The organism is Vibrio sp. VPAP30, from assembly GCF_001188205.1.
GTDB lineage: Bacteria > Pseudomonadota > Gammaproteobacteria > Enterobacterales > Vibrionaceae > Vibrio > Vibrio bivalvicida.
The window spans coordinates 115095-134209 of record NZ_LBLS01000036.1 but is presented as its reverse complement, the minus strand read 5'-3'; the positions used below and the strand labels follow the sequence as shown (position 1 = coordinate 134209).

At 44.7% G+C, this 19115-nt stretch carries 23 protein-coding genes; 7 read left to right on the top strand and 16 right to left on the bottom strand.

All coding sequences use genetic code 11. From position 1 onward, the window contains the following. Positions 1 to 5: 5 nt before the first annotated feature. The 3 genes from rimM to ffh all read right to left on the bottom strand — a co-directional run bounded on the left by rimM (position 6) and on the right by ffh (position 2442). Positions 6 to 554, bottom strand: coding sequence for a ribosome maturation factor RimM (gene rimM / locus ZX61_RS16070; protein ID WP_049845610.1), 549 nt, complete (start codon positions 552 to 554; stop codon positions 6 to 8). A gap of 29 nt (positions 555 to 583) precedes the next feature. After that, the gene (rpsP, locus tag ZX61_RS16065) at positions 584 to 832 is read right to left on the bottom strand and encodes a 30S ribosomal protein S16 (protein WP_004410028.1); all 249 of its coding nucleotides are present in this window, start codon (positions 830 to 832) and stop codon (positions 584 to 586) included. 227 nt (positions 833 to 1059) lie between these two features. Further along, positions 1060 to 2442 carry a signal recognition particle protein gene (gene ffh / locus ZX61_RS16060; RefSeq protein ID WP_049845609.1) on the bottom strand — a complete coding sequence of 461 codons (1383 nt, stop codon included), beginning with the start codon at positions 2440 to 2442 and terminating at the stop codon, positions 1060 to 1062. Between the two features lie 208 nt (positions 2443 to 2650). On the opposite strand from ffh, the gene ZX61_RS16055 reads away from it, so the two are divergent. After that, positions 2651 to 3445: a cytochrome C assembly family protein gene (locus ZX61_RS16055; protein ID WP_049845608.1), complete on the top strand. Its 795-nt coding sequence runs from the start codon at positions 2651 to 2653 to the stop codon at positions 3443 to 3445. A gap of 129 nt (positions 3446 to 3574) precedes the next feature. Continuing rightward, positions 3575 to 4846: an HlyC/CorC family transporter gene (locus tag ZX61_RS16050; RefSeq protein ID WP_049845735.1), complete on the top strand. Its 1272-nt coding sequence runs from the start codon at positions 3575 to 3577 to the stop codon at positions 4844 to 4846. Positions 4847 to 4913: 67 nt separating this feature from the next. Here the strand turns inward: ZX61_RS16050 and rpoS are convergent, their stop codons facing one another. The 11 genes from rpoS to folB all read right to left on the bottom strand — a co-directional run bounded on the left by rpoS (position 4914) and on the right by folB (position 12617). Beyond that, positions 4914 to 5894, bottom strand: a complete 981-nt coding sequence (gene rpoS, locus ZX61_RS16045; RefSeq protein WP_049845607.1) for an RNA polymerase sigma factor RpoS — start codon at positions 5892 to 5894, stop codon at positions 4914 to 4916. 71 nt (positions 5895 to 5965) lie between these two features. Further along, positions 5966 to 6877, bottom strand: a complete 912-nt coding sequence (gene nlpD, locus ZX61_RS16040) for a murein hydrolase activator NlpD (protein ID WP_049845606.1) — start codon at positions 6875 to 6877, stop codon at positions 5966 to 5968. 2 nt (positions 6878 to 6879) lie between these two features. Continuing rightward, positions 6880 to 7506 carry a protein-L-isoaspartate(D-aspartate) O-methyltransferase gene (locus ZX61_RS16035; RefSeq protein ID WP_049845605.1) on the bottom strand — a complete coding sequence of 209 codons (627 nt, stop codon included), beginning with the start codon at positions 7504 to 7506 and terminating at the stop codon, positions 6880 to 6882. A gap of 2 nt (positions 7507 to 7508) precedes the next feature. After that, entirely contained in the window at positions 7509 to 8267 is a 759-nt protein-coding gene (gene surE / locus ZX61_RS16030; protein ID WP_049845604.1) for a 5'/3'-nucleotidase SurE, read from the bottom strand. Further along, positions 8264 to 9310, bottom strand: a complete 1047-nt coding sequence (truD, locus tag ZX61_RS16025; RefSeq protein WP_049845603.1) for a tRNA pseudouridine(13) synthase TruD — start codon at positions 9308 to 9310, stop codon at positions 8264 to 8266. The genes surE and truD overlap by 4 nt, the downstream gene beginning before the upstream one ends. A gap of 53 nt (positions 9311 to 9363) precedes the next feature. Beyond that, positions 9364 to 9840 (bottom strand): 2-C-methyl-D-erythritol 2,4-cyclodiphosphate synthase, encoded by a 477-nt coding sequence (ispF, locus tag ZX61_RS16020; protein WP_049845602.1) that lies wholly within the window; start codon positions 9838 to 9840, stop codon positions 9364 to 9366. 3 nt (positions 9841 to 9843) lie between these two features. After that, positions 9844 to 10551, bottom strand: a complete 708-nt coding sequence (ispD, locus tag ZX61_RS16015; RefSeq protein WP_049845601.1) for a 2-C-methyl-D-erythritol 4-phosphate cytidylyltransferase — start codon at positions 10549 to 10551, stop codon at positions 9844 to 9846. Then, the gene (ftsB, locus tag ZX61_RS16010) at positions 10552 to 10830 is read right to left on the bottom strand and encodes a cell division protein FtsB (RefSeq protein WP_004742582.1); all 279 of its coding nucleotides are present in this window, start codon (positions 10828 to 10830) and stop codon (positions 10552 to 10554) included. A gap of 114 nt (positions 10831 to 10944) precedes the next feature. Continuing rightward, complete coding sequence (locus tag ZX61_RS16005) at positions 10945 to 11748, bottom strand: undecaprenyl-diphosphate phosphatase (protein ID WP_049845600.1); 804 nt, start codon at positions 11746 to 11748, stop codon at positions 10945 to 10947. A 33-nt stretch (positions 11749 to 11781) separates the two neighbouring features. After that, on the bottom strand, positions 11782 to 12267 hold the full coding sequence (gene folK, locus ZX61_RS16000) for a 2-amino-4-hydroxy-6-hydroxymethyldihydropteridine diphosphokinase (RefSeq protein ID WP_049845599.1): 486 nt from the start codon (positions 12265 to 12267) through the stop codon (positions 11782 to 11784). Then, complete coding sequence (folB, locus tag ZX61_RS15995) at positions 12264 to 12617, bottom strand: bifunctional dihydroneopterin aldolase/7,8-dihydroneopterin epimerase (protein WP_049845598.1); 354 nt, start codon at positions 12615 to 12617, stop codon at positions 12264 to 12266. The genes folK and folB overlap by 4 nt, the downstream gene beginning before the upstream one ends. 171 nt (positions 12618 to 12788) lie before the next feature. Here folB and plsY point away from each other — a divergent pair, with 171 nt between their 5' ends. Further along, positions 12789 to 13385 carry a glycerol-3-phosphate 1-O-acyltransferase PlsY gene (gene plsY, locus ZX61_RS15990; protein WP_049845597.1) on the top strand — a complete coding sequence of 199 codons (597 nt, stop codon included), beginning with the start codon at positions 12789 to 12791 and terminating at the stop codon, positions 13383 to 13385. Between the two features lie 261 nt (positions 13386 to 13646). Continuing rightward, a complete protein-coding gene (locus ZX61_RS15985; RefSeq protein WP_049845596.1) occupies positions 13647 to 14258 on the top strand; it encodes a hypothetical protein in 612 nt (203 codons plus the stop codon). A gap of 37 nt (positions 14259 to 14295) precedes the next feature. Here ZX61_RS15985 and ZX61_RS15980 read toward each other — a convergent pair whose 3' ends face one another. Next, the gene (locus ZX61_RS15980) at positions 14296 to 15108 is read right to left on the bottom strand and encodes an alpha/beta fold hydrolase (RefSeq protein WP_049845595.1); all 813 of its coding nucleotides are present in this window, start codon (positions 15106 to 15108) and stop codon (positions 14296 to 14298) included. A 130-nt stretch (positions 15109 to 15238) separates the two neighbouring features. Further along, positions 15239 to 16255: a tRNA (adenosine(37)-N6)-threonylcarbamoyltransferase complex transferase subunit TsaD gene (gene tsaD / locus ZX61_RS15975; protein WP_049845594.1), complete on the bottom strand. Its 1017-nt coding sequence runs from the start codon at positions 16253 to 16255 to the stop codon at positions 15239 to 15241. A 229-nt stretch (positions 16256 to 16484) separates the two neighbouring features. Here tsaD and rpsU point away from each other — a divergent pair, with 229 nt between their 5' ends. The 3 genes from rpsU to dnaG all read left to right on the top strand — a co-directional run bounded on the left by rpsU (position 16485) and on the right by dnaG (position 19026). Next, complete coding sequence (gene rpsU / locus ZX61_RS15970; RefSeq protein WP_001145625.1) at positions 16485 to 16700, top strand: 30S ribosomal protein S21; 216 nt, start codon at positions 16485 to 16487, stop codon at positions 16698 to 16700. A gap of 26 nt (positions 16701 to 16726) precedes the next feature. Then, the gene (locus tag ZX61_RS15965; RefSeq protein ID WP_049845593.1) at positions 16727 to 17170 is read left to right on the top strand and encodes a GatB/YqeY domain-containing protein; all 444 of its coding nucleotides are present in this window, start codon (positions 16727 to 16729) and stop codon (positions 17168 to 17170) included. A 98-nt stretch (positions 17171 to 17268) separates the two neighbouring features. Continuing rightward, positions 17269 to 19026: a DNA primase gene (gene dnaG / locus ZX61_RS15960; protein ID WP_049845592.1), complete on the top strand. Its 1758-nt coding sequence runs from the start codon at positions 17269 to 17271 to the stop codon at positions 19024 to 19026. The last annotated feature ends 89 nt before the right edge of the window (positions 19027 to 19115 follow it).

Below are 19115 nucleotides of genomic sequence, written 5' to 3'. Positions count from 1 at the left end.
GGAGTTTAGAATCCAGGATCCCAGTCAACTTCGATCCGTTGAGCTTCGCGATCAATATTCTTGATCACTTGCTCTTCAAGGAACGGAATTAATCGTTCCTTTTGCCCAAAAGCATCTTTTAGATTTGCTTTAATTACGAGAACATCGTTGGAGCCCGTTTCCAGCATGTCAGAGACGATGCCTAGATCGTAACCTTTATCAGTTACTACGTGCATTCCAATCAAATCACGCCAATAGAATTCATCTGATGGCAATTCTGGTAATACGGCAGGGTCAATTGAGATTTCAAAGTTGGTCATGAGCTGCGCTTCTTCACGCACATCAAGACCTTCAAGCTTCACCACCAAACCTTTGTTATGGCGCTTCCAACTTTCTGCTTTGTACTCGACCCACTTTTCACCTTGCTTAATAAACCAAGGCGAGTAATCAAATATGCTTTCGGCATTGTCTGTGTAGGAAAAAACCTTGAGCCAACCGCGAATGCCATAAGTAGCACCAAACTTGCCTACAACAATCTTGTCATCGCTCATTGTTTCTTTACCTTTCATCGACATAAGCTAATTTCTACTTCTTAAAATAAGAATTAAGCCGCTTTTTGAGCGTCTTTAACTAGCTTAGCTACGCGGTCAGATAGAGATGCGCCTTGACCAACCCAGTGGTTAACACGATCTAGGTCTAGACGTAGACCTTCTTCTTGACCTTGAGCTGTTGGGTTGAAGAAACCAACTTTCTCGATGAAACGGCCAGTTGCTGCATTGCGGCTGTCCGCTACTACGATTTGATAAAATGGACGCTTCTTAGCGCCGTGACGTGCCAAACGAATGGTTACCATGTCGTCCTCTTTGCTTTCTCAAAAATAAAATTAACCCCAGAAACCATTTATCGCTAAACAGTTTGGGGCTCGTGCCAAAATAAAGCTCCGGAATTTTACTCTTATTCCGAAGCAATGCAAGGTATTTAGCTACTTTTTCACCAACAACTTTTCTTCTTCCAAAACAATTGGGGGATTCTAAGTTTGTGAGCTAGCTAACACCTTGAAATTTTTATTGCTGGGTGAAATTAGCGACCAAATGGATTGAAGCCACCGCCTCCCATTCCACCACCCATCATGCCTTGCATATTACGCATCATGCCTTTCATGCCACCCTTCTGCATTTTCTTCATCATCTTCTGCATCTGAGTGAACTGTTTTAGTAAGCGGTTAACATCTTGCACCTGAGTCCCAGAACCCGCGGCGATACGTTTTTTACGAGAACCTTTAATCAGCTCTGGACGCTGACGCTCTTTCATCGTCATTGAGTTGATAATCGCTTCCATCTGCTTAAACATCTTGTCGTCAACTTTATCTTTAACGTTGTCCGGTAAGTTGCTCATACCAGGTAGCTTATCCATCATACCCATCATGCCGCCCATGTTTTGCATTTGACCTAGCTGTTCACGGAAGTCTTCAAGGTCAAAACCTTTCTTTTCTTTGAACTTCTTGGCTAGCTTCTCGGCTTTTTCAGTATCAACGTTGCGCTGTAGATCTTCGATAAGCGACAGCACGTCACCCATACCAAGAATACGAGATGCGACACGATCTGGGTGGAAGGGTTCTAGCGCGTCGGTCTTCTCACCAACACCCAAGAATTTAATTGGTTTGCCAGTGATATGGCGAACAGACAGCGCTGCACCGCCGCGTGCATCACCATCAACTTTGGTCAGAACAACACCCGTTAGAGGTAAGGTATCACCGAAAGCTTTAGCGGTGTTCGCCGCATCTTGGCCTGTCATCGCATCGACGACAAATAGTGTCTCAACAGGGTTAATCGCAGTATGTAGCTGTTGAATCTCAGCCATCATCTGCTCATCGACAGCTAAACGACCCGCCGTATCGACAAGCAGCACGTCGTAGAATTTCTTCTTCGCGTGGTCGATGGCGGCATTAGCGATATCAATCGGCTTTTGATCTGCTGAAGATGGGAAGAAATCAACACCCACATCTGAAGCAAGTGTTTCTAGCTGTTTGATCGCTGCAGGACGGTAAACGTCGGCAGAGACCACCAGCACTTTCTTCTTATCGCGCTCTTTTAATAGCTTTGAAAGTTTACCAACCGAAGTGGTTTTACCTGCACCCTGCAGACCTGCCATCAAGACTACCGCAGGGGGTTGAGCTGCTAGATTAAGCGCTTCGTTAGAATCCCCCATCACCGCTTCAAGTTCAGCTTGAACGATCTTAATGAACTCTTGCCCTGGAGTGAGGGATTTAGATACCTCAACACCTACGGCACTCTCTTTAATACGCTTAATAAACTCGCGTACAACAGGAAGTGCAACGTCTGCTTCAAGAAGTGCCATACGCACTTCACGCAACGTCTCTTTAATATTGTCATCGGTCAAACGACCTTTACCGCTGATGTTTTTCAGCGTTTTGGATAAGCGATCCGTTAAATTCTCAAACATCTTAGTCTCTTTACCCACACGGTTTGCAAGGGGCTCGCCAGTCAATATTGGCGAAAAATTACTATGAGTATACCTTAGCCAACCCATGCTTGACACCGCCTAGATGAACTTTGATATCTCAAGTCACGCAATTGAAAGTGATAAGTCATAGCTCAAGCCGTTGATGCAAGGTATAATTTGTTAAAAATTCACCAGCTCATAGAGAATAATGGACAACTTAATCGCCATTGTTGCCGCAATACTGTATCTACTAGCGATTGCAACCATAGTTCCGGGACTTGTACATCAAACAGGTATCCGCGTAAAAACTGTCTTCGTTAGTGCCATCCTAGCGTTGGCGTTTCATGCGTGGCTGCTCAGCGATCTTATCTTAGGTAGCTCCGGCCAGAACCTTAGTATTCTAAATGTCGCCTCACTGATTGGTTTTATCATCTCCTTAGTAATGAGTGGTGCTATGCTGAAAACTCGCCTTTGGTTCTTGCTACCTGTGGTGTATAGTTTTTCAGCACTTAACCTCATAGCTGCTGCCTTCTTACCGAGTACTTTTATTACCCATCTAGAACAAGATCCTAAGCTGCTGATTCATATTTCTTTTGCTCTGTTTTCTTATTCAACCCTTACTATCGGTGCACTATACGCACTGCAACTCGCTTGGTTAGACCACAAACTCAAAGCGAAGAAGGCACTGGCAATAAATCCAAACCTGCCACCGCTTTTAATGGTCGAGCGACAGCTATTTAATATCATCTTGATTGGTAATTTATTGTTAACAGGTACATTGCTGACTGGCTTTGTTTTTGTGCAAGATATGTTTGCCCAAGGGAAAGCACATAAAGGCATCCTTTCTTTTATCGCGTGGGTGGTCTACTCAGTGCTACTTTGGGGGCACTATCAAAAAGGTTGGCGTGGCCGAAAAGTCACATGGTTTTCTGTCGCAGGTGCGACGTTGCTTACTTTGGCCTATTTTGGTAGCCGATTTGTACGAGAGATCATTCTTCGTTAGCTTCACTCGTATCAGCAAAGGTACGTTGAACGCACCTTTCTTTTACAATATCCAGTTCTATTTTGAAAATTGACTTAACCCCAAAATTAGGTCATAAATTAACCAAACATAACAAGGAAAAGATTGGCTTTGGACGACATTTCAACGGGTATCTTGTTTACGCTCCTCGCGTGTCTTATTGTTATTTCAGGATATTTTTCAGGTTCCGAGACAGGGATGATGGCTCTGAACCGATACCGCCTCAAGCACCTAGCAAATACTGGCCACAAAGGGGCAAAACGAGTTGAAAAACTACTCGATCGCCCTGATCGTTTAATCGGCTTGATTCTCATCGGCAACAACCTCGTCAATATACTTGCTTCAGCAATCGCTACCATTCTTGGTATGCGTCTATTCGGTGATCTCGGAGTCGCCATCGCGACAGGCGTTCTCACCTTAGTCATTCTTGTCTTTGCCGAAGTGACCCCTAAGACACTCGCAGCCTTGTACCCTGAGAGGGTTTCTTACGCGAGTAGCATCTTACTGACTATTTTAATGAAGGTTCTATCTCCATTGGTAATGTTGGTTAACTTTATCACCAATGGCTTTATTCGCTTATTAGGGATCAACGCAGATCATGGCGGCGATGATCACTTAAGCTCTGAAGAGCTGCGAACCGTCGTGAATGAAGCGGGTAGCCTGATTCCACGTCGTCACCAAGATATGTTAATTTCGATTCTCGATTTAGAGCATGTCACGGTTAATGACATCATGGTACCTCGTAATGAAATCACTGGTATCGACATCAACGATGATTGGAAATCGATAGTCCGTCAGTTAACTCATTCACCACATGGCAGAGTAGTATTGTATCGCGATCAAATCGATGAAGTAGTCGGTATGCTGCGTCTGCGCGAGTCTTACCGCTTGATGCTAGAGAAAAATGAGTTCACCAAAGAGACCTTATTACGTGCAGCCGATGAAGTTTACTTCATTCCAGAAAGTACTCCTCTGAACGTACAACTACTGAAGTTTCAACGTAATAAAGAGCGTATTGGTCTTATTGTCGATGAGTATGGCGACATTATTGGCCTGATAACATTAGAAGATATTCTAGAAGAGATCGTTGGTGAGTTTACTACCTCCATCGCGCCAAGCTTATCTGATGAGATCACTCCACAAGGCGATGGTAGCTTCTTGATTGAAGCCAGCGCAAACATTCGCGATATTAACAAGGGACTGAAGTGGACACTACCTACCGACGGACCAAGAACCCTCAATGGTTTGATTCTTGAGCATTTAGAAGATATTCCTGAGAGCCATCTTAGCGTTCAAGTCTCTGGTCACCCAATGGAGATTGTGGAACTAGAAGAGAACCGGATCAAACTGGTTAAAGTGTTCCCAGCATTAAAAGCCGAATAATTAGCTATTCTCTCACAACAAAAAAGCCTTGGAACAACTCCAAGGCTTTTTGCTATCAGCCTCAGGATTAATCTTCAGTCACACTAAATAGATTTTCCATATTTAGCCCCTGTTTGATAAGAATCTCTCTAAGTCGACGTAAACCTTCCACTTGAATTTGGCGTACGCGTTCACGAGTCAGATTAATCTCACGTCCTACTTCTTCTAAAGTCGAAGGCTCATAACCAAGAAGGCCAAAGCGACGTGCTAATACTTCTTTTTGTTTTGGATTCAGCTCATCTAACCAGTGGATCAACGAATTCTTAATGTCGTCATCTTGGGTAGAAACTTCTGGGTCAGAATTGTTGATATCCGGGATGATATCAAGCAACGCTTTTTCACCATCACCACCAATAGGGGTATCGACAGAACTGATACGTTCATTAAGACGCAGCATCTTACTTACATCGTCAACTGGCTTATCAAGTTGAGTCGCAATTTCTTCTGCTGTTGGCTCATGGTCAAGTTTTTGTGACAACTCACGTGCAGTACGCAGGTAAATATTCAACTCTTTAACTACATGAATAGGTAAGCGAATCGTGCGGGTTTGGTTCATCAACGCACGTTCAATGGTTTGGCGAATCCACCATGTGGCGTAGGTTGAAAATCTAAAACCTCGTTCTGGATCGAACTTTTCAACCGCGCGGATCAAGCCCAAATTGCCCTCTTCAATCAGATCAAGAAGTGCTAGGCCACGGTTGCTGTAACGACGAGATATTTTCACTACTAAACGAAGATTGCTTTCGATCATGCGTTTACGCGCTGCTTCATCACCACGTAATGCACGACGCGCATAGAGAACTTCTTCTTCAGCGGTAAGTAGTGGAGAAAAACCGATTTCACCTAGGTAAAGTTGTGTGGCATCAAGGCTTTTTGTCGATGCGTCAAACTCTTCTTTGGCTTCTTCAGCTTGAGTGGGTTTTGCTGGTTTTTCGGCTCGAAACGTTTCCATCGTTTCTTGACCGATTTCGAATTCTTCGACTTTCGTTGCTGTATTGCTGATACTCATAGCGCCTCCCCCTGGCGAGCTAGCAAGACATTACTACGTCTAATGTCGCTATTTTACCTAACAGTAAATTATTACGGTAAGTAGCGTTTTGGATTCACTGACTTACCTTGATAGCGAATTTCAAAGTGCAAACGAACGCTGCTTGTTCCTGAGCTGCCCATTGTTGCAATCTTTTGGCCTGCTTTTACACTTTGTCCTTCGTGTACTAGCAACCTGTCATTGTGTGCATATGCACTGAGGTAATTGTCGTTATGTTTTATAATCACAAGATTACCGTAACCACGTAGCGCATTGCCTGAATAAACGACGGTGCCACCTGCTGTTGATACGACGGATTGACCTCGCTGTCCTGCGATATCAATGCCTTTATTCCCTTGATCTCCAGCAGAAAAGTTTTTGATTACTCTCCCTTTTGTTGGCCATAACCACTTGGAAATTTTTTTATTGTTGGTCGTTGGTTTGCTAACAACCTTGTTAACATTTTGTTTACCTGTAGAACCAACATACTCCTTTGATTTCGATTGATCAACCTTCTTAGGAGGATCTTTTTTGGTCGTTTTGTGACCTGTCTTTGCTTGAGTTGAGCTAACCTTTTGATTCGAGTTTTTACTCGAACTTGACTTATTACTTGGAGTAGACGGTGTGGCTACCGCAGCGGCAACAGCCCCCGCCCCAGTGCCACCAAACGCCGGTGCAGTATAAGCAGGCTGCCAAAGCTTTAGTTTTTGACCAGGGTAGATGGTGTAAGGCGACTGTAATCCATTGTAATTAATAATTTCTTTTACATCTTTGTCTGTGACATAGGCTATAAAATACAGCGTATCGCCCTTTTCAACTTGATAGTAACTGCCTCGATAACTACCGCGCGAAACGGAACTGTAGTCTTTCTTTAATCCAGTTACTGGCGCAGGAGAGTGAGCAGCACATCCTATTAATGCACTGCAAAGAACCAAAACCAGAAGAAAACTAGACCATTGCTTCATTGTTACGCTAAATCACCCGCAACCAAAGGAACAAACCTCACCATCTCTATCACTTCAGAAAGGTACCCATCACCTTTTCGGGTTATCTTCAATAGCTGCTGCTCTTCAAGCCCGACTGGAATCACCATCACCCCACCTTCTGTTAACTGCCCCAGCAATGCCGAAGGTACAGATTCAGCGGCTGCCGTGACAATAATGGCATCAAATGGTGCGTTTGCACTCCAGCCTTGCCATCCATCACCGTGCTTAGTTGAAACATTATAGATATCGAGCTGTTTTAAGCGGCGTTTTGCTTCCCATTGCAAAGCTTTAATCCGCTCAATAGAAAATACGTGCTCCACCAACTGAGCCAATACTGCGGTTTGGTAACCGGAACCCGTCCCGACCTCCAACACCTTACTTTGTCTGGTCAAAGCGAGCATTTCCGTCATCTTAGCAACAATATAAGGCTGAGAGATGGTTTGCCCTTGCCCAATCGGCAATGCATTGTTGTCATAGGCTTGATGCATCATCGCTTGAGAAACAAACTGCTCTCTCGGTAAACGATAAATAGCATCGAGCACTTTCTGATCTTGAATGCCACTCGCGACAAGAAAGTCGATTAATCTGTCAGCATGTGGGTTTAGCATTGTTATTGTTCCTTTAACCAGTTATCCATACTTGTCAGAGATTCGTGCGCAGTCAGGTCAACTTGCAGCGGTGTTACTGACACGTAGCCTTGCTCAATCGCAAAGAAATCCGTCCCCTCTCCAGCATCTTGTTCTTTACCTGGAGGGCCTAACCAATAAATATCATGACCACGCGGATCTTTCTGCTTAATCATCGCTTCAGCGTGATGACGCGCACCCAGTCGCGTCACCTGAGTACCTTTCAACTGAGAAAGCTCAACATCCGGAATATTAACATTGAGAAGTCTATTGGTTGGAATAGGTTTAGCTGCATGCTGAGAGACTAACTCGCGCGCAATGGTCGCTGCGGTTGCAAAATGGTGTTTACCCACCAGCGAGAATGCTATCGCTTGTACGCCAAGAAAATGACCTTCCATTGCTGCAGCGACAGTCCCCGAGTAAAGTACATCATCACCCAAGTTTGCACCGTGGTTCACTCCTGCTAGCACGAGATCTGGCAAATCATCTTTCATCAACTCATTGAGCGCAAAGTGGACACAGTCCGTTGGTGTCCCTTGAACTGAAAAAATCTTCGGTGAAATTTCAGTCACACGTAAGGGCTGTTCTAACGTTAATGAGTTAGAAGCACCAGAGCGGTTACGGTCAGGCGCAACGATCGTCACCTCTGCCATATCTCTTAACGAATCGGCTAAGGCATGAATCCCTTCAGCATGAACACCATCATCGTTACTAATTAGGATTTTTAGTGGCTTATCATTCATTGATAGTGACGCTCCACTTCGACCTCTTCAATTAGCTCTCGAACAATGGCAGTCGCAAAACAGCCTGCATCTAAGGAGAACTTCAAAGTCACTTGGTCACCATTAACTTCCCAAGAGAGGTCTTGAGGCATTAATGAAATCTCACGTCGCTCATGACGCATGCGATTACCACGAATCAAAGCCATTAGGTCAGGCTCTGCATCCAAATGCGGCTGCTCAAGCTCTAGTGCTTGTTCTTGAGTCGGTAAAGCGTTGTCGCCCGCCATTGCGGCAGTAATTTGCGCTTGGCCTAAACTCAATTGCTCCGTCACACTAGCTAGATTGTCCTGCGTGATAGTCACTCGCTCATCACCTTGCAAAACAATGTCACCAATCACTGGTTGAGCGAAAAGATCTTTCTCAATACGCTCTGATAGAATCGTGTTGAAGATCCAAGATCGGGCAGCAGACAAATAAAGGCTACGTTTGTTCTGGTTGCGAGTACGGACGTTATCCCGCCCCCAACGGCGAGCTTCGTTAAGGTTATTCCCCTGATTGCCAAAGCGTTGGCTACCAAAATAGTTTGGTACTCCTGTTTTAGCCACAGACTCTAAACGTGACACAACATCTTGCACATCGCTCACTTCAGTGATGGTCAGCGTAAATTCATTGCCAACCAAGTCACCCGGGCGCAACTTCTTGTTATGTCTGTCTGTCGCCAGTATTTCAATACTCGGATACTGAGTTAGGAAAGCACTAAAATTTGGCGTGTCTCCTTTTGGTAAATGGACACTAAGCCACTGCTCTGTGACTGCGTGGCGATCTTTAAGACCAGCCCAGCTCACGTCTTTAGATTTGACACCGCATACTTTGGCTAATTCGTTAGCGACAAAGCTAGTATTTTCACCCGTTTTACGGATACGCACCATAAGGTGTTCACCGCTACCAGTGAAGTCAAAACCTAAGTTTTCGTTCACTTGAAAGTGTTCAGGCTCTACTTTTAGTTTGCCCTTTGCAACTGGCTTACCATTTAAGTAAGCCAATGGAGATAAAATATCAGACATAGTTTTTTCCGTTACTTGGCAGCCTAAACAACTCAAGGCAACCAGTAATCTATTTATACTTTAATCAGCACCACAACCGCTGCAGTTGCAATACCTTCTTTACGCCCTGTGAAACCCAAACGCTCAGTCGTCGTTGCTTTCACGTTCACGTTACCGATATCTGTTTCCAGATCTTGGGCAATCACCTGACACATGGATTCAATATGCGGCGCCATTTTAGGTGCTTGCGCCATGATAGTGACGTCAGCATTACCAAGAATATAGCCTTGTTCTCGCACTCGGCGGTAAACATCGCGCAATAAATCTCGGCTATTGGCTCCTTTCCACTTGTCATCGGTATCAGGGAAATGACGACCAATATCACCAGCAGCGATTGCACCTAGCAACGCGTCACACAGTGCATGCAGAGCAACATCACCGTCCGAGTGGGCTATCAGCCCTTGTTCATAAGGAACATCAACACCACCAATTATAACAGGGCCTTCGCCACCAAATTTATGCACATCAAAGCCATGGCCAATTCGAATCATGAGTTATCCTTTGTTTCTATTTAGATAAAACTCAGCTAACGCTAAATCTTCTGGTTGGGTTATTTTTATATTGTCAGCGCGTCCTTGAACTAAGGCGGGCTTTTCTCCTAACCATTCCATTGCTGACGCTTCATCAGTGATGGCAACACCACTTGCGAGCGCCTTCGTCAATGCTTCTGTTAGCGGCTGAGTTTTAAACAGTTGTGGAGTCAGTGCATGCCACAATGCTTCTCTTTCGACAGTATGATCAATATTTTGCTCACTATCCGCTCGTTTCATCGTGTCTCTCACTGGCGCCGCGAGAATACCGCCCAACTGATTGTTATCAGCTTCTGTCATCAAACGATCGACATCTTCTAGCGCGAAACATGGCCGCGCCGCATCATGAACTAACGCCCATTCGGCGAGTTGATTTTGCTCGATGTACTGCAAAGCGGATAACACTGAATCTGCCCGCTCTTTACCACCCGACACTCGAATAACATTCGGGTTCTCTGCTAAGGAAAGTTCTGGATAGTATGGGTCACCGTCTGTAATCGCGACGACAACTTTATTGACCATAGGATGGAGCAAAAGTTTTTCAACAGTATGCTCTAATACTGTATGACCTTGGATCTGGAGGTACTGCTTAGGGCGGTCCGCTTTCATGCGACTACCCACACCAGCGGCTGGGACAACAGCTACCACAGACATTTGACGGGTCGAAGACATTTAATTGTCCTCTCCAACGATACGATAGAAAGTTTCCCCTTCTTTGATCATACCAAGCTCATGGCGAGCGCGTTCTTCAATCGCATCAAGCCCTTGGCGTAAATCATCGATCTCCGCAAACATTTCATCATTGCGAGTTTTTAAGTTGCCATTAACTTGGTGCTGAACTTGAGTTTCAGCATTCACGGCCTGAAAATCGGAAATGCCATTCTTGCCGAACCACAGCTCAAATTGTAGCCAGCCTAAAACTAGGGTTAGGGTCAGTGCAAAAATCCGCATACCGTCAATCAAAGAAGAGAGATAAAGAAAGACCACATATATATCACAATGTCGCGGTGCAAGCGAGATTGGACTATGTGGTCTTAGTAAAGATTGTGTATCTATTTGAGAGACTTAGTTCATCATCAAAAACGCGAACAAGCCGACACCTAAAATCAAACGGTAGATAACAAATGGTGTCATGCCCATACGCGAAATAAGCTTCAAGAAGAAATGGATACAGATGTAGGCACTAATAAAAGAAGTCACTATACCTGTCAGCAAAAAGCCTAAGTGGATGGGTTCACCGCTAGTCACCAACTTGAGGCCTAGATATCCTCCAGCCAATAATATGATTGGGATAGACATTAAAAATGAGAAACGTGCTGCCGCTTCTCGAGTAAAGCCTAAATAAAGTGCTGCTGTGATGGTTGCCCCAGAGCGAGAGGTTCCAGGGATCATAGCCAAGGCTTGAGCAATACCAATAAACAACGCTTTCTTCCAGTCCGCCTGGTACTCATCATCTGCAAGCTTGGAATGCTTATCGACATACCAAAGCAGTATGCCAAACACGATAGTGGTCGTTGCTATCACCCAAGCACTACGTAAATACAGCTCAATGATATCTTTCATCAGCAAGCCAAATACACAAGCAGGAATAGTTGCCAAGATAATCATCCATGCTAACTTGGCTTCTTTGCTGCGCTCGCCTTTAAAAATCGAACCTAAGAATGCTGAGAGCAGGCTGATCACTTCTTTGCGGAAATAGATCACCACCGCAGCTAGAGTACCAACATGCACTGCGACATCAAACGCCAAGCCTTGATCTTCCCAACCCAGAATGGCAGATGGAAGAATCAGATGCGCAGAACTAGAAATAGGCAAAAATTCAGTTAGTCCTTGAATCAAAGCAAGAACAAAAGCTTCAAAATAACTCATTAAAATATCATCACGTTTTCAGGTCTTGTGACCTTAGTCAAACCATAAGGGAATGGCTTCTAAATCAGTATCAAACGAGGCCTGTTGCCAAATTTGTTCAATCGTCCGGCCATCCTGAGGTACCACTAATTGCGGACAAAGCTCAAACAGTGGCTTGAGTACAAAGGCATACTTGAAAATATCACCACGCGGTATCTCAGGCTTAGATGAACAAGTTTGATCACCAAATAGGATAATATCGAGATCGACAGTGCGAGGCTCAAACTTGCCAGCGTTCTCAGTTCGGCCCCATTTGAGCTCAATTTTACGCAGTTGTCGTGAAAATTCCGTTAAAGTTAACGAAGTTTTCATTTCTACGACAAGGTTGTAGAAAGCATTGCTATCAAAGCCAATTGACTCACACTCATAGATAGTCGACAAACGAATATCACAGCCTATCGCGCTTAGCTCAGTAATCGCGGCTTGGATATGTTTGCGTCTTTCAATGTTTGAACCAATACCGATATAGGTGGTGATCATGCAGTGCCTCTTTCGATCACCACACCCACACCTGCAGCCTGAGGGACTGCTCCCGGCTTAGTTAAACGAATCTTGATCCAAGGTACATTGAAGCGAGACATAATCAGTTCGGCCACCTCTTCTGCAACACGCTCAACCAACAGGAAGCGGCCAGCTTCAATGTGTGATAGTACCGCTTGACTAACCTGGGCATAATCGAGCGCATCAACCACATCATCACTTTTACCTGCAGGGCGATTGTCATGAGCCATTTCGATATCAAGCACCAGTTTTTGCTTGATCTCTTGCTCCCAATCATACACACCGATTGTGGTAATCACTTCGAGTTGCTCAATAAATACTTTATCCATTTGTTGCTTCCTGTAGGGTCAGATACCATAGAGGTCGGATACCCAAGTTAAATAAAAAGTCGTACTATTTGCAGCTCAAACTGGACAGATTTTGTAGTTTGAGAGCGTCAAGCGCGATATGATATCAGTTACTTGCTTGGCTAACACCTGTTTCGGACGAGTTACTCTACTATGACCCCACTAGCACTGATAATGATCATCTTTGCCTACCTTCTAGGCTCGATCTCGAGTGCTGTGCTTATTTGCCGCGTATTGCGCTTACCTGATCCTCGCGGCGTCGGTTCCAATAACCCAGGGGCGACTAACGTACTAAGAATTGGTGGAAAAAAGGCAGCAGTCGCTGTTCTTCTGTGTGATATGTTGAAGGGCACTATCCCTGTCTGGGGGGGGTACTTCCTTGATATTGATCCTATCATTCTCGGAGTTATTGCGATTGCCGCTTGTTTAGGTCACATGTATCCGCTGTTTTTTCACTTCAAAGGCGGCAAAGGGGTTGCGACTGCTTTGGGTGCCATTGCCCCTATTGGGTTGGATCTAACAGGGATGATCATCGCAACATGGCTAAGCGTTGCCTTTTTGTTTCGCTACTCATCTCTTGCCGCAATTGTCACTGTCTTACTTGCACCGTTCTATACGTGGATGGTTAAGCCGCAATACACACTGCCCGTTGCAATGCTGTGCTGCTTGATAATTTTCCGCCATCATCAAAACATCAAGCGCCTGTTTGAAGGAACAGAACCCAAAGTGGGTGAAAAGAAATCGATATAGCGATATCGAATAAGTTTGAAAAACAGAGACTCCCAATCTCCTCCCTTATCCAAATGTTCACTTAGCCACTAATTACAAACAAGTAATTTAAAGCATATGAAACTTTGTATTTTATTGACTATATAGCACTTTATTCTAACCATTACGCTTGCCCTCAACAGCACCAATTCTATGCTCAAAAGGTTACCTCGACTCGGCCTAACCTAGACCTAAAGTTTATTAATTAACCAAGTATATGTTTCGTTAACATTTGGAGGTTTTATGAAACCGACAGCCCTAGCCTTTGCTATAAGTGCACTATGCGTTTCCGCTACGTACGTTCAAGCTAAGCCAGCAAAACCTGCCTTAGTCGACATTGAACCTGTAAGCTGTACCACTGACGTCGATGACCCAGTGTCAATGGTGGATGTGGAATGGATGTGGAGCTGGGAAACAGGTGGTGAAGACAGCCCCCCTCACACTAAATTTGGTGGTGACGCTGATCTCAATGTCACTGTCTCTGCAACAGACAATCTTGCAGAACCGACAGTAACCCTAACAGACTACCCGTTCTCTATTTCTTTCTCCGTAAGTATGCTTGATGAAGAAGAAGATCAAACCAATGAGCTTGTTTATAGCTGTGAAGACCCTGAAATAGTCGATGATGTCATGAGCGCTAACTGTACTGGCTCACTCGAAATTTCAGAACTAGTCGAGCTAGCAAGTATGGCATTAAGCGATATGTTCCCTGAAGTTGAAGAGTGGGAAGAGGTGGAAGTGACCAGTGCCACATTGGATGATGTCAGAATAAAAGCAATGGATCCATCTGTTGGTGTCAAACGAATGAAGTACCAAAAATACCCGTTAGTCTCTTTATGCTTAGACGACGAGTAATCTAAAAATGCGAGCCCAGTGGGCTCGCTCTCTTTTGTTATAAAGTCTTAGCGAAAAAATTTATCAGCATTTTGCAAACAAAATCAGCTTGCTCTAGATTGGAGATATGACCCGCTTTCGGAATCTGAATCAATTCAGAACCTGAAATGGTATCGTGCATCAGATATGACTCTAGAACCGGACGAGGTTTGTCTTCTTGGCCTACCGCAATCAAAACCGGTAAAGCGAATTTTTCGATCTCTTCAATTTGGTCGCGACGGCCAAATACCATACGCCCTACACGAGCAACCTCAACCGCCTTATCACCTTTCAAACAGCGCAAAGATTCCGTAAACCGTTCAACCAATTCAGGGTTATCTTGCTGTGCATTGTTAGCAAAAAACAGTGGTGTCACCGCTTCAACCAATGGTTCTGGCACGGCTTGTAGCTGGCTGATGGTATCAAGCATTCCAAAGTACTTCGCATGAGTTACTTCAGGTTCTAAGCCCACAAAGGTATCCATCAGTACCAACGATTGCACGCGCTGTGGTACTAAGCTCACTACTTCAGTTCCCCACATACCACCAACCGACAGGCCAACGATAGAGAAGGTTTCAATATCAAGATGATCCATTAAAGCCACAATCTGCTTGGCGTAGTCCGTTAAAGAACGCGTCGACTCAGGAGCAAAATCAGATTGACCATGTGCCCATAGCTCCGGAACAATACAGCGGTATTGCTGACTTAGAGCTTTAACTTGCGGTGCCCACATTTCACTATCCCAAAGATAGCTGTGACCAAAAACAATTACAGGACCTTGACCAATATCTTGATATGCCATTTCACGATTATCGACAACAAATTTTTTCATGGTTCTACCCATTGGTTATTTATATCAAACAAGAGCTTATCATTGATTGTCTTATCGACAGCTCTGAACACTAAAGTAAAGATAAACAAAAGGCCGCTACTTGAGCGACCTTCTTTATTGGGCCTGACCTTTATTTGACCGGCTCTAATTGATCAATTGGCCAGCGTGGCGTGGCTTGTACTGAAAGATCAGCCACTTCGCCATTTTTCAAACGCTGCATACCTGCATAAGCGATCATTGCACCGTTATCGGTACAAAACTCAGTGCGTGGGTAGTAGACTTCACCACCGATTTTCTTCGCTAGCTGCTCAAGGTCAGCGCGCAGACGGCGATTCGCACTGACTCCACCTGCAATCACGATGCGCTTAAAGCCTGTTTGCTCTAGCGCTCGCTTACATTTAATCGTTAAAGTCGCACACACAGCCTCTTCAAAGGCTAAAGCAATATCGGCGCGAGTCTGCTCATCATCGCCATTGGCGGCAATAGTATTGGCAGTAAAGGTTTTGAGACCAGAGAAGCTCATATCAAGTCCAGGTCGATCAGTCATCGGACGTGGGAACTTAAAGCGGCCAGGCGTGCCTTTTTCTGCAAGCTTAGATAATAGAGGGCCTCCAGGATAATCTAGTCCCATCAACTTAGCCGTTTTATCAAAAGCTTCTCCTGCGGCATCATCTATAGATTCACCAAGGATTTTGTACTCACCGATGTCTTTTACTTCAACCATCATCGAATGGCCGCCAGAAACCAAAACTGCGACAAATGGGAAAGGTGGTGGGTTGTCTTCAAGCATAGGAGCTAATAAATGCCCTTCCATATGATGGACAGGCACAGCAGGTACGCCCCAAGCATAAGCAATACTGCGTCCAATCGTCGCTCCAACAAGCAACGCACCAACTAAACCTGGACCAGCCGTGTAGGCAACGCCATCAATATCTTTGGGCGTTAAATTTGCCTCCGTCATTGCCGCTTTTATTAACGGTATGGTTTTTTTGACGTGATCGCGTGAAGCCAGTTCAGGCACTACTCCGCCATAATCAGCATGCAATTTAACCTGACTATATAACTGATGGGAAAGTAGTCCTTTCTCATCATCGTAAATGGCAATTCCTGTTTCATCACAAGAGGTTTCGATACCAATAATGCGCATGGTTTACCTTGGATGTCTCTGTCTATTATTCAAAATTGGCGCAATCTTACCGTGCCTTCGCCTATCAAACAAATTTTGTGCAAACTCTACCCAACAAAATACTTTACAAAGCTAGTGTGATCGGATTAAAATTCCGCACCATTTTTGATCAAGCTGAATGTAGACCTAGCTGCTAAGCTAAGTACTGTGAAGTCAGCATTAACGAATTAACCCCTGAGGTGAAAGGCATATGCCAGTAGTTAAAGTACGTGAAAACGAACCGTTCGACGTTGCACTACGTCGTTTCAAACGCTCTTGCGAAAAAGCAGGTATCCTTTCTGAAGTGCGTCGTCGTGAGCACTACGAAAAACCAACTACAGTTCGCAAACGCGCTAAAGCAGCAGCTCAAAAGCGTCACGCTAAGAAGCTAGCTCGCGAAAACGCTCGTCGCGTTCGCCTGTACTAATAGCTAAGTCCTAAAGGATTATAGTTATGGCTCTGATTGACAATCTCAAAGAAGAGCAAAAATTAGCGATGAAAGCCAAGGACAAAATGCGCCTTGGTACTATTCGTTTAGCTCTGTCAGCCATTAAGCAACGTGAAGTTGACGAACAGATCACTCTGGGCGACGACGACATTCTTACTGTGTTGACCAAGATGGTTAAACAACGTCGCGACTCTGTGGCTCAATTTGAATCAGCGGGTCGTCAAGATCTCGCCGATGCTGAGAAAGCTGAAATCACTGTACTTGAGGATTTTATGCCTCAACCGCTTACCGATGAAGAAGTCGCTGCTCTGATTGAAAGTGCATTACTTGAATCAGGTGCTGCGGGCATGCAAGACATGGGTAAAGTGATGGGCGTTCTTAAGCCTCAGATTCAAGGGCGCGCAGATATGGGTAAAGTAAGTGGTTTAGTTCGCTCTAAACTGACTTAATAGCCCAAACCAATTGCAACAAGCCGTGCTATCCTTCGGAATGCGCGGCTTGTTTGTATCTACCTTTTCTATTTGTTAGTGCGTTTTTCTAAGGTTTTATGGCAGGACACATCCCTCGAAGTTTCATTGATGACCTCCTCGCTCGACTTGATATTGTCGACATTATTGACGCTCGCGTAAAACTTAAGAAAAAAGGCAAAAACTACGGCGCTTGTTGCCCTTTCCACAACGAGAAAACCCCCTCATTTAGTGTTTCGCAAGATAAACAGTTCTACCACTGCTTCGGCTGTGGTGTGCACGGCAATGCCATCGATTTTATGATGGAGTACGAACGCCTCGATTTTGTCGAAGCAATAGAAGAGCTGGCTTCTTATCTGGGGTTAGAAGTGCCAAGAGAGCAGCGCCAAAATGGCGGCTTTCAGTCTAACCAACCCAAAGCAAACTCTGAGCAAAAGCGTAATCTGTATGACTTGATGGGCAGTATTGGTCAGTTTTATCGAGACCAGCTTAAGCAACCGAAAAGTAAAGACGCGATTAATTACCTCAAAGACCGTGGTTTGTCTGGTCAAATTGTGCAGAAGTTTGGTATTGGCTATGTGGCAGATGAGTGGGATTTGGTTCGAAAGAACTTTGGTCAAACGCCGCAAACACAAGAGATGCTAGTCTCTGGTGGCATGCTGATCGAGAATGATAAAGGCAACCGCTACGACCGTTTTCGTGGTCGAGTAATGTTCCCAATTCGAGACCGTCGAGGAAGGGTAATTGGTTTTGGTGGTCGGGTTATTGGTGATGGCACACCAAAATACCTCAACTCTCCAGAAACACCTATTTTCCATAAAGGCAAAGAACTATACGGCCTCTATGAGGTGATGCAAGCCTACCGTGAGCCACTACAAATCTTGGTGGTAGAAGGTTATATGGACGTTGTCGCCCTCGCTCAATATGGCGTCGACTATTCTGTTGCTTCACTCGGTACATCAACCACTGGTGACCATGTACAACTGTTGTTTCGTCAAACTAACACAGTGGTTTGTTGTTACGATGGTGACCGAGCGGGTAAAGAAGCGGCCTGGCGCGCGCTGGAAAATGCGCTGCAATATCTGAAAACAGGTAATACGCTTAAATTCTTGTTTTTGCCCGATGGCGAAGATCCAGACAGCTACGTACGTAAGTTCGGCAAAGAAGCGTTTGAACAACAAATAGAGCATGCAACACCGTTATCTAGCTACTTGTTCGATAACCTGATAGAAATCCATAATTTGAATCTTGGCAGTCATGAGGGTAAGTCAGCACTACGTGCCCATGCCAGTGCATTGATTGATAAGATTCCCGATCCCTACTTCCAAGAACTACTAGAAAAATTATTGGATGAGCGTACTGGCTTTGACAATCGTCTACGTCAGACACGTAAGAAGACCAGCGAAACTCGACCTCAACCGCATAAAGAGATCAAACGTACGCCAATGCGCGAAGTGATCGCTTTGCTTATTCAAAATCCGAGCTATGCTGAAATGGTACCAGACCTCTCAACTGTGAGAGAGTTAACAGTACCGGGATTAAGTTTATTTGTTGAGGTGCTTGATTATTGTCACCAGCACCCCAATATCACTACGGGCCAGTTATTAGAACGCTGGCGAAATAGTAGCCATGAGGCACTCTTATCTCGTCTCGCTGGGTGGAAAATCCCCCTCGATGAAGATAATGAACAAGATATATTTTTAGATTCACTGGATAAGATTCTTGCCCAGTGCGTCGAAAAGCAAATTGAAAATCTGCAGGCCAAAGAAAGAAGTGTCGGTTTATCAACCGAAGAAAGAAGGGAGCTGCTAGCTTTAATGCTAGATTTAAAAGCGTAACCCTGTTCGAATAGTCAGCAATAAATAAATTTGTTAAGATGTGTGGTTTGCAACTCGCATACTAATTCCTTCACCAGATACTAAGTTGG

Bases quoted from the DNA above. Each gene is read 5' to 3' on its own strand.
- ZX61_RS15965 (WP_049845593.1), top strand. From the start codon at position 16,727: ATGGCTCTGATTGACAATCTCAAAGAAGAGCAAAAATTAGCGATGAAA.
- ffh (WP_049845609.1), bottom strand. From the start codon at position 2,442: ATGTTTGAGAATTTAACGGATCGCTTATCCAAAACGCTGAAAAACATC.
- folK (WP_049845599.1), bottom strand. From the start codon at position 12,267: ATGATCACCACCTATATCGGTATTGGTTCAAACATTGAAAGACGCAAA.
- ZX61_RS16055 (WP_049845608.1), top strand. From the start codon at position 2,651: ATGGACAACTTAATCGCCATTGTTGCCGCAATACTGTATCTACTAGCG.
- ZX61_RS15980 (WP_049845595.1), bottom strand. From the start codon at position 15,108: ATGAAAAAATTTGTTGTCGATAATCGTGAAATGGCATATCAAGATATT.
- rpoS (WP_049845607.1), bottom strand. From the start codon at position 5,894: ATGAGTATCAGCAATACAGCAACGAAAGTCGAAGAATTCGAAATCGGT.
- ZX61_RS16035 (WP_049845605.1), bottom strand. From the start codon at position 7,506: ATGCTAAACCCACATGCTGACAGATTAATCGACTTTCTTGTCGCGAGT.
- ispD (WP_049845601.1), bottom strand. From the start codon at position 10,551: ATGTCTTCGACCCGTCAAATGTCTGTGGTAGCTGTTGTCCCAGCCGCT.
- dnaG (WP_049845592.1), top strand. From the start codon at position 17,269: ATGGCAGGACACATCCCTCGAAGTTTCATTGATGACCTCCTCGCTCGA.
- surE (WP_049845604.1), bottom strand. From the start codon at position 8,267: ATGAATGATAAGCCACTAAAAATCCTAATTAGTAACGATGATGGTGTT.
- ZX61_RS15985 (WP_049845596.1), top strand. From the start codon at position 13,647: ATGAAACCGACAGCCCTAGCCTTTGCTATAAGTGCACTATGCGTTTCC.
- truD (WP_049845603.1), bottom strand. From the start codon at position 9,310: ATGTCTGATATTTTATCTCCATTGGCTTACTTAAATGGTAAGCCAGTT.
- ftsB (WP_004742582.1), bottom strand. From the start codon at position 10,830: ATGCGGATTTTTGCACTGACCCTAACCCTAGTTTTAGGCTGGCTACAA.
- tsaD (WP_049845594.1), bottom strand. From the start codon at position 16,255: ATGCGCATTATTGGTATCGAAACCTCTTGTGATGAAACAGGAATTGCC.
- nlpD (WP_049845606.1), bottom strand. From the start codon at position 6,877: ATGAAGCAATGGTCTAGTTTTCTTCTGGTTTTGGTTCTTTGCAGTGCA.
- ispF (WP_049845602.1), bottom strand. From the start codon at position 9,840: ATGATTCGAATTGGCCATGGCTTTGATGTGCATAAATTTGGTGGCGAA.
- folB (WP_049845598.1), bottom strand. From the start codon at position 12,617: ATGGATAAAGTATTTATTGAGCAACTCGAAGTGATTACCACAATCGGT.
- rimM (WP_049845610.1), bottom strand. From the start codon at position 554: ATGTCGATGAAAGGTAAAGAAACAATGAGCGATGACAAGATTGTTGTA.
- rpsU (WP_001145625.1), top strand. From the start codon at position 16,485: ATGCCAGTAGTTAAAGTACGTGAAAACGAACCGTTCGACGTTGCACTA.
- ZX61_RS16005 (WP_049845600.1), bottom strand. From the start codon at position 11,748: ATGAGTTATTTTGAAGCTTTTGTTCTTGCTTTGATTCAAGGACTAACT.
- plsY (WP_049845597.1), top strand. From the start codon at position 12,789: ATGACCCCACTAGCACTGATAATGATCATCTTTGCCTACCTTCTAGGC.
- rpsP (WP_004410028.1), bottom strand. From the start codon at position 832: ATGGTAACCATTCGTTTGGCACGTCACGGCGCTAAGAAGCGTCCATTT.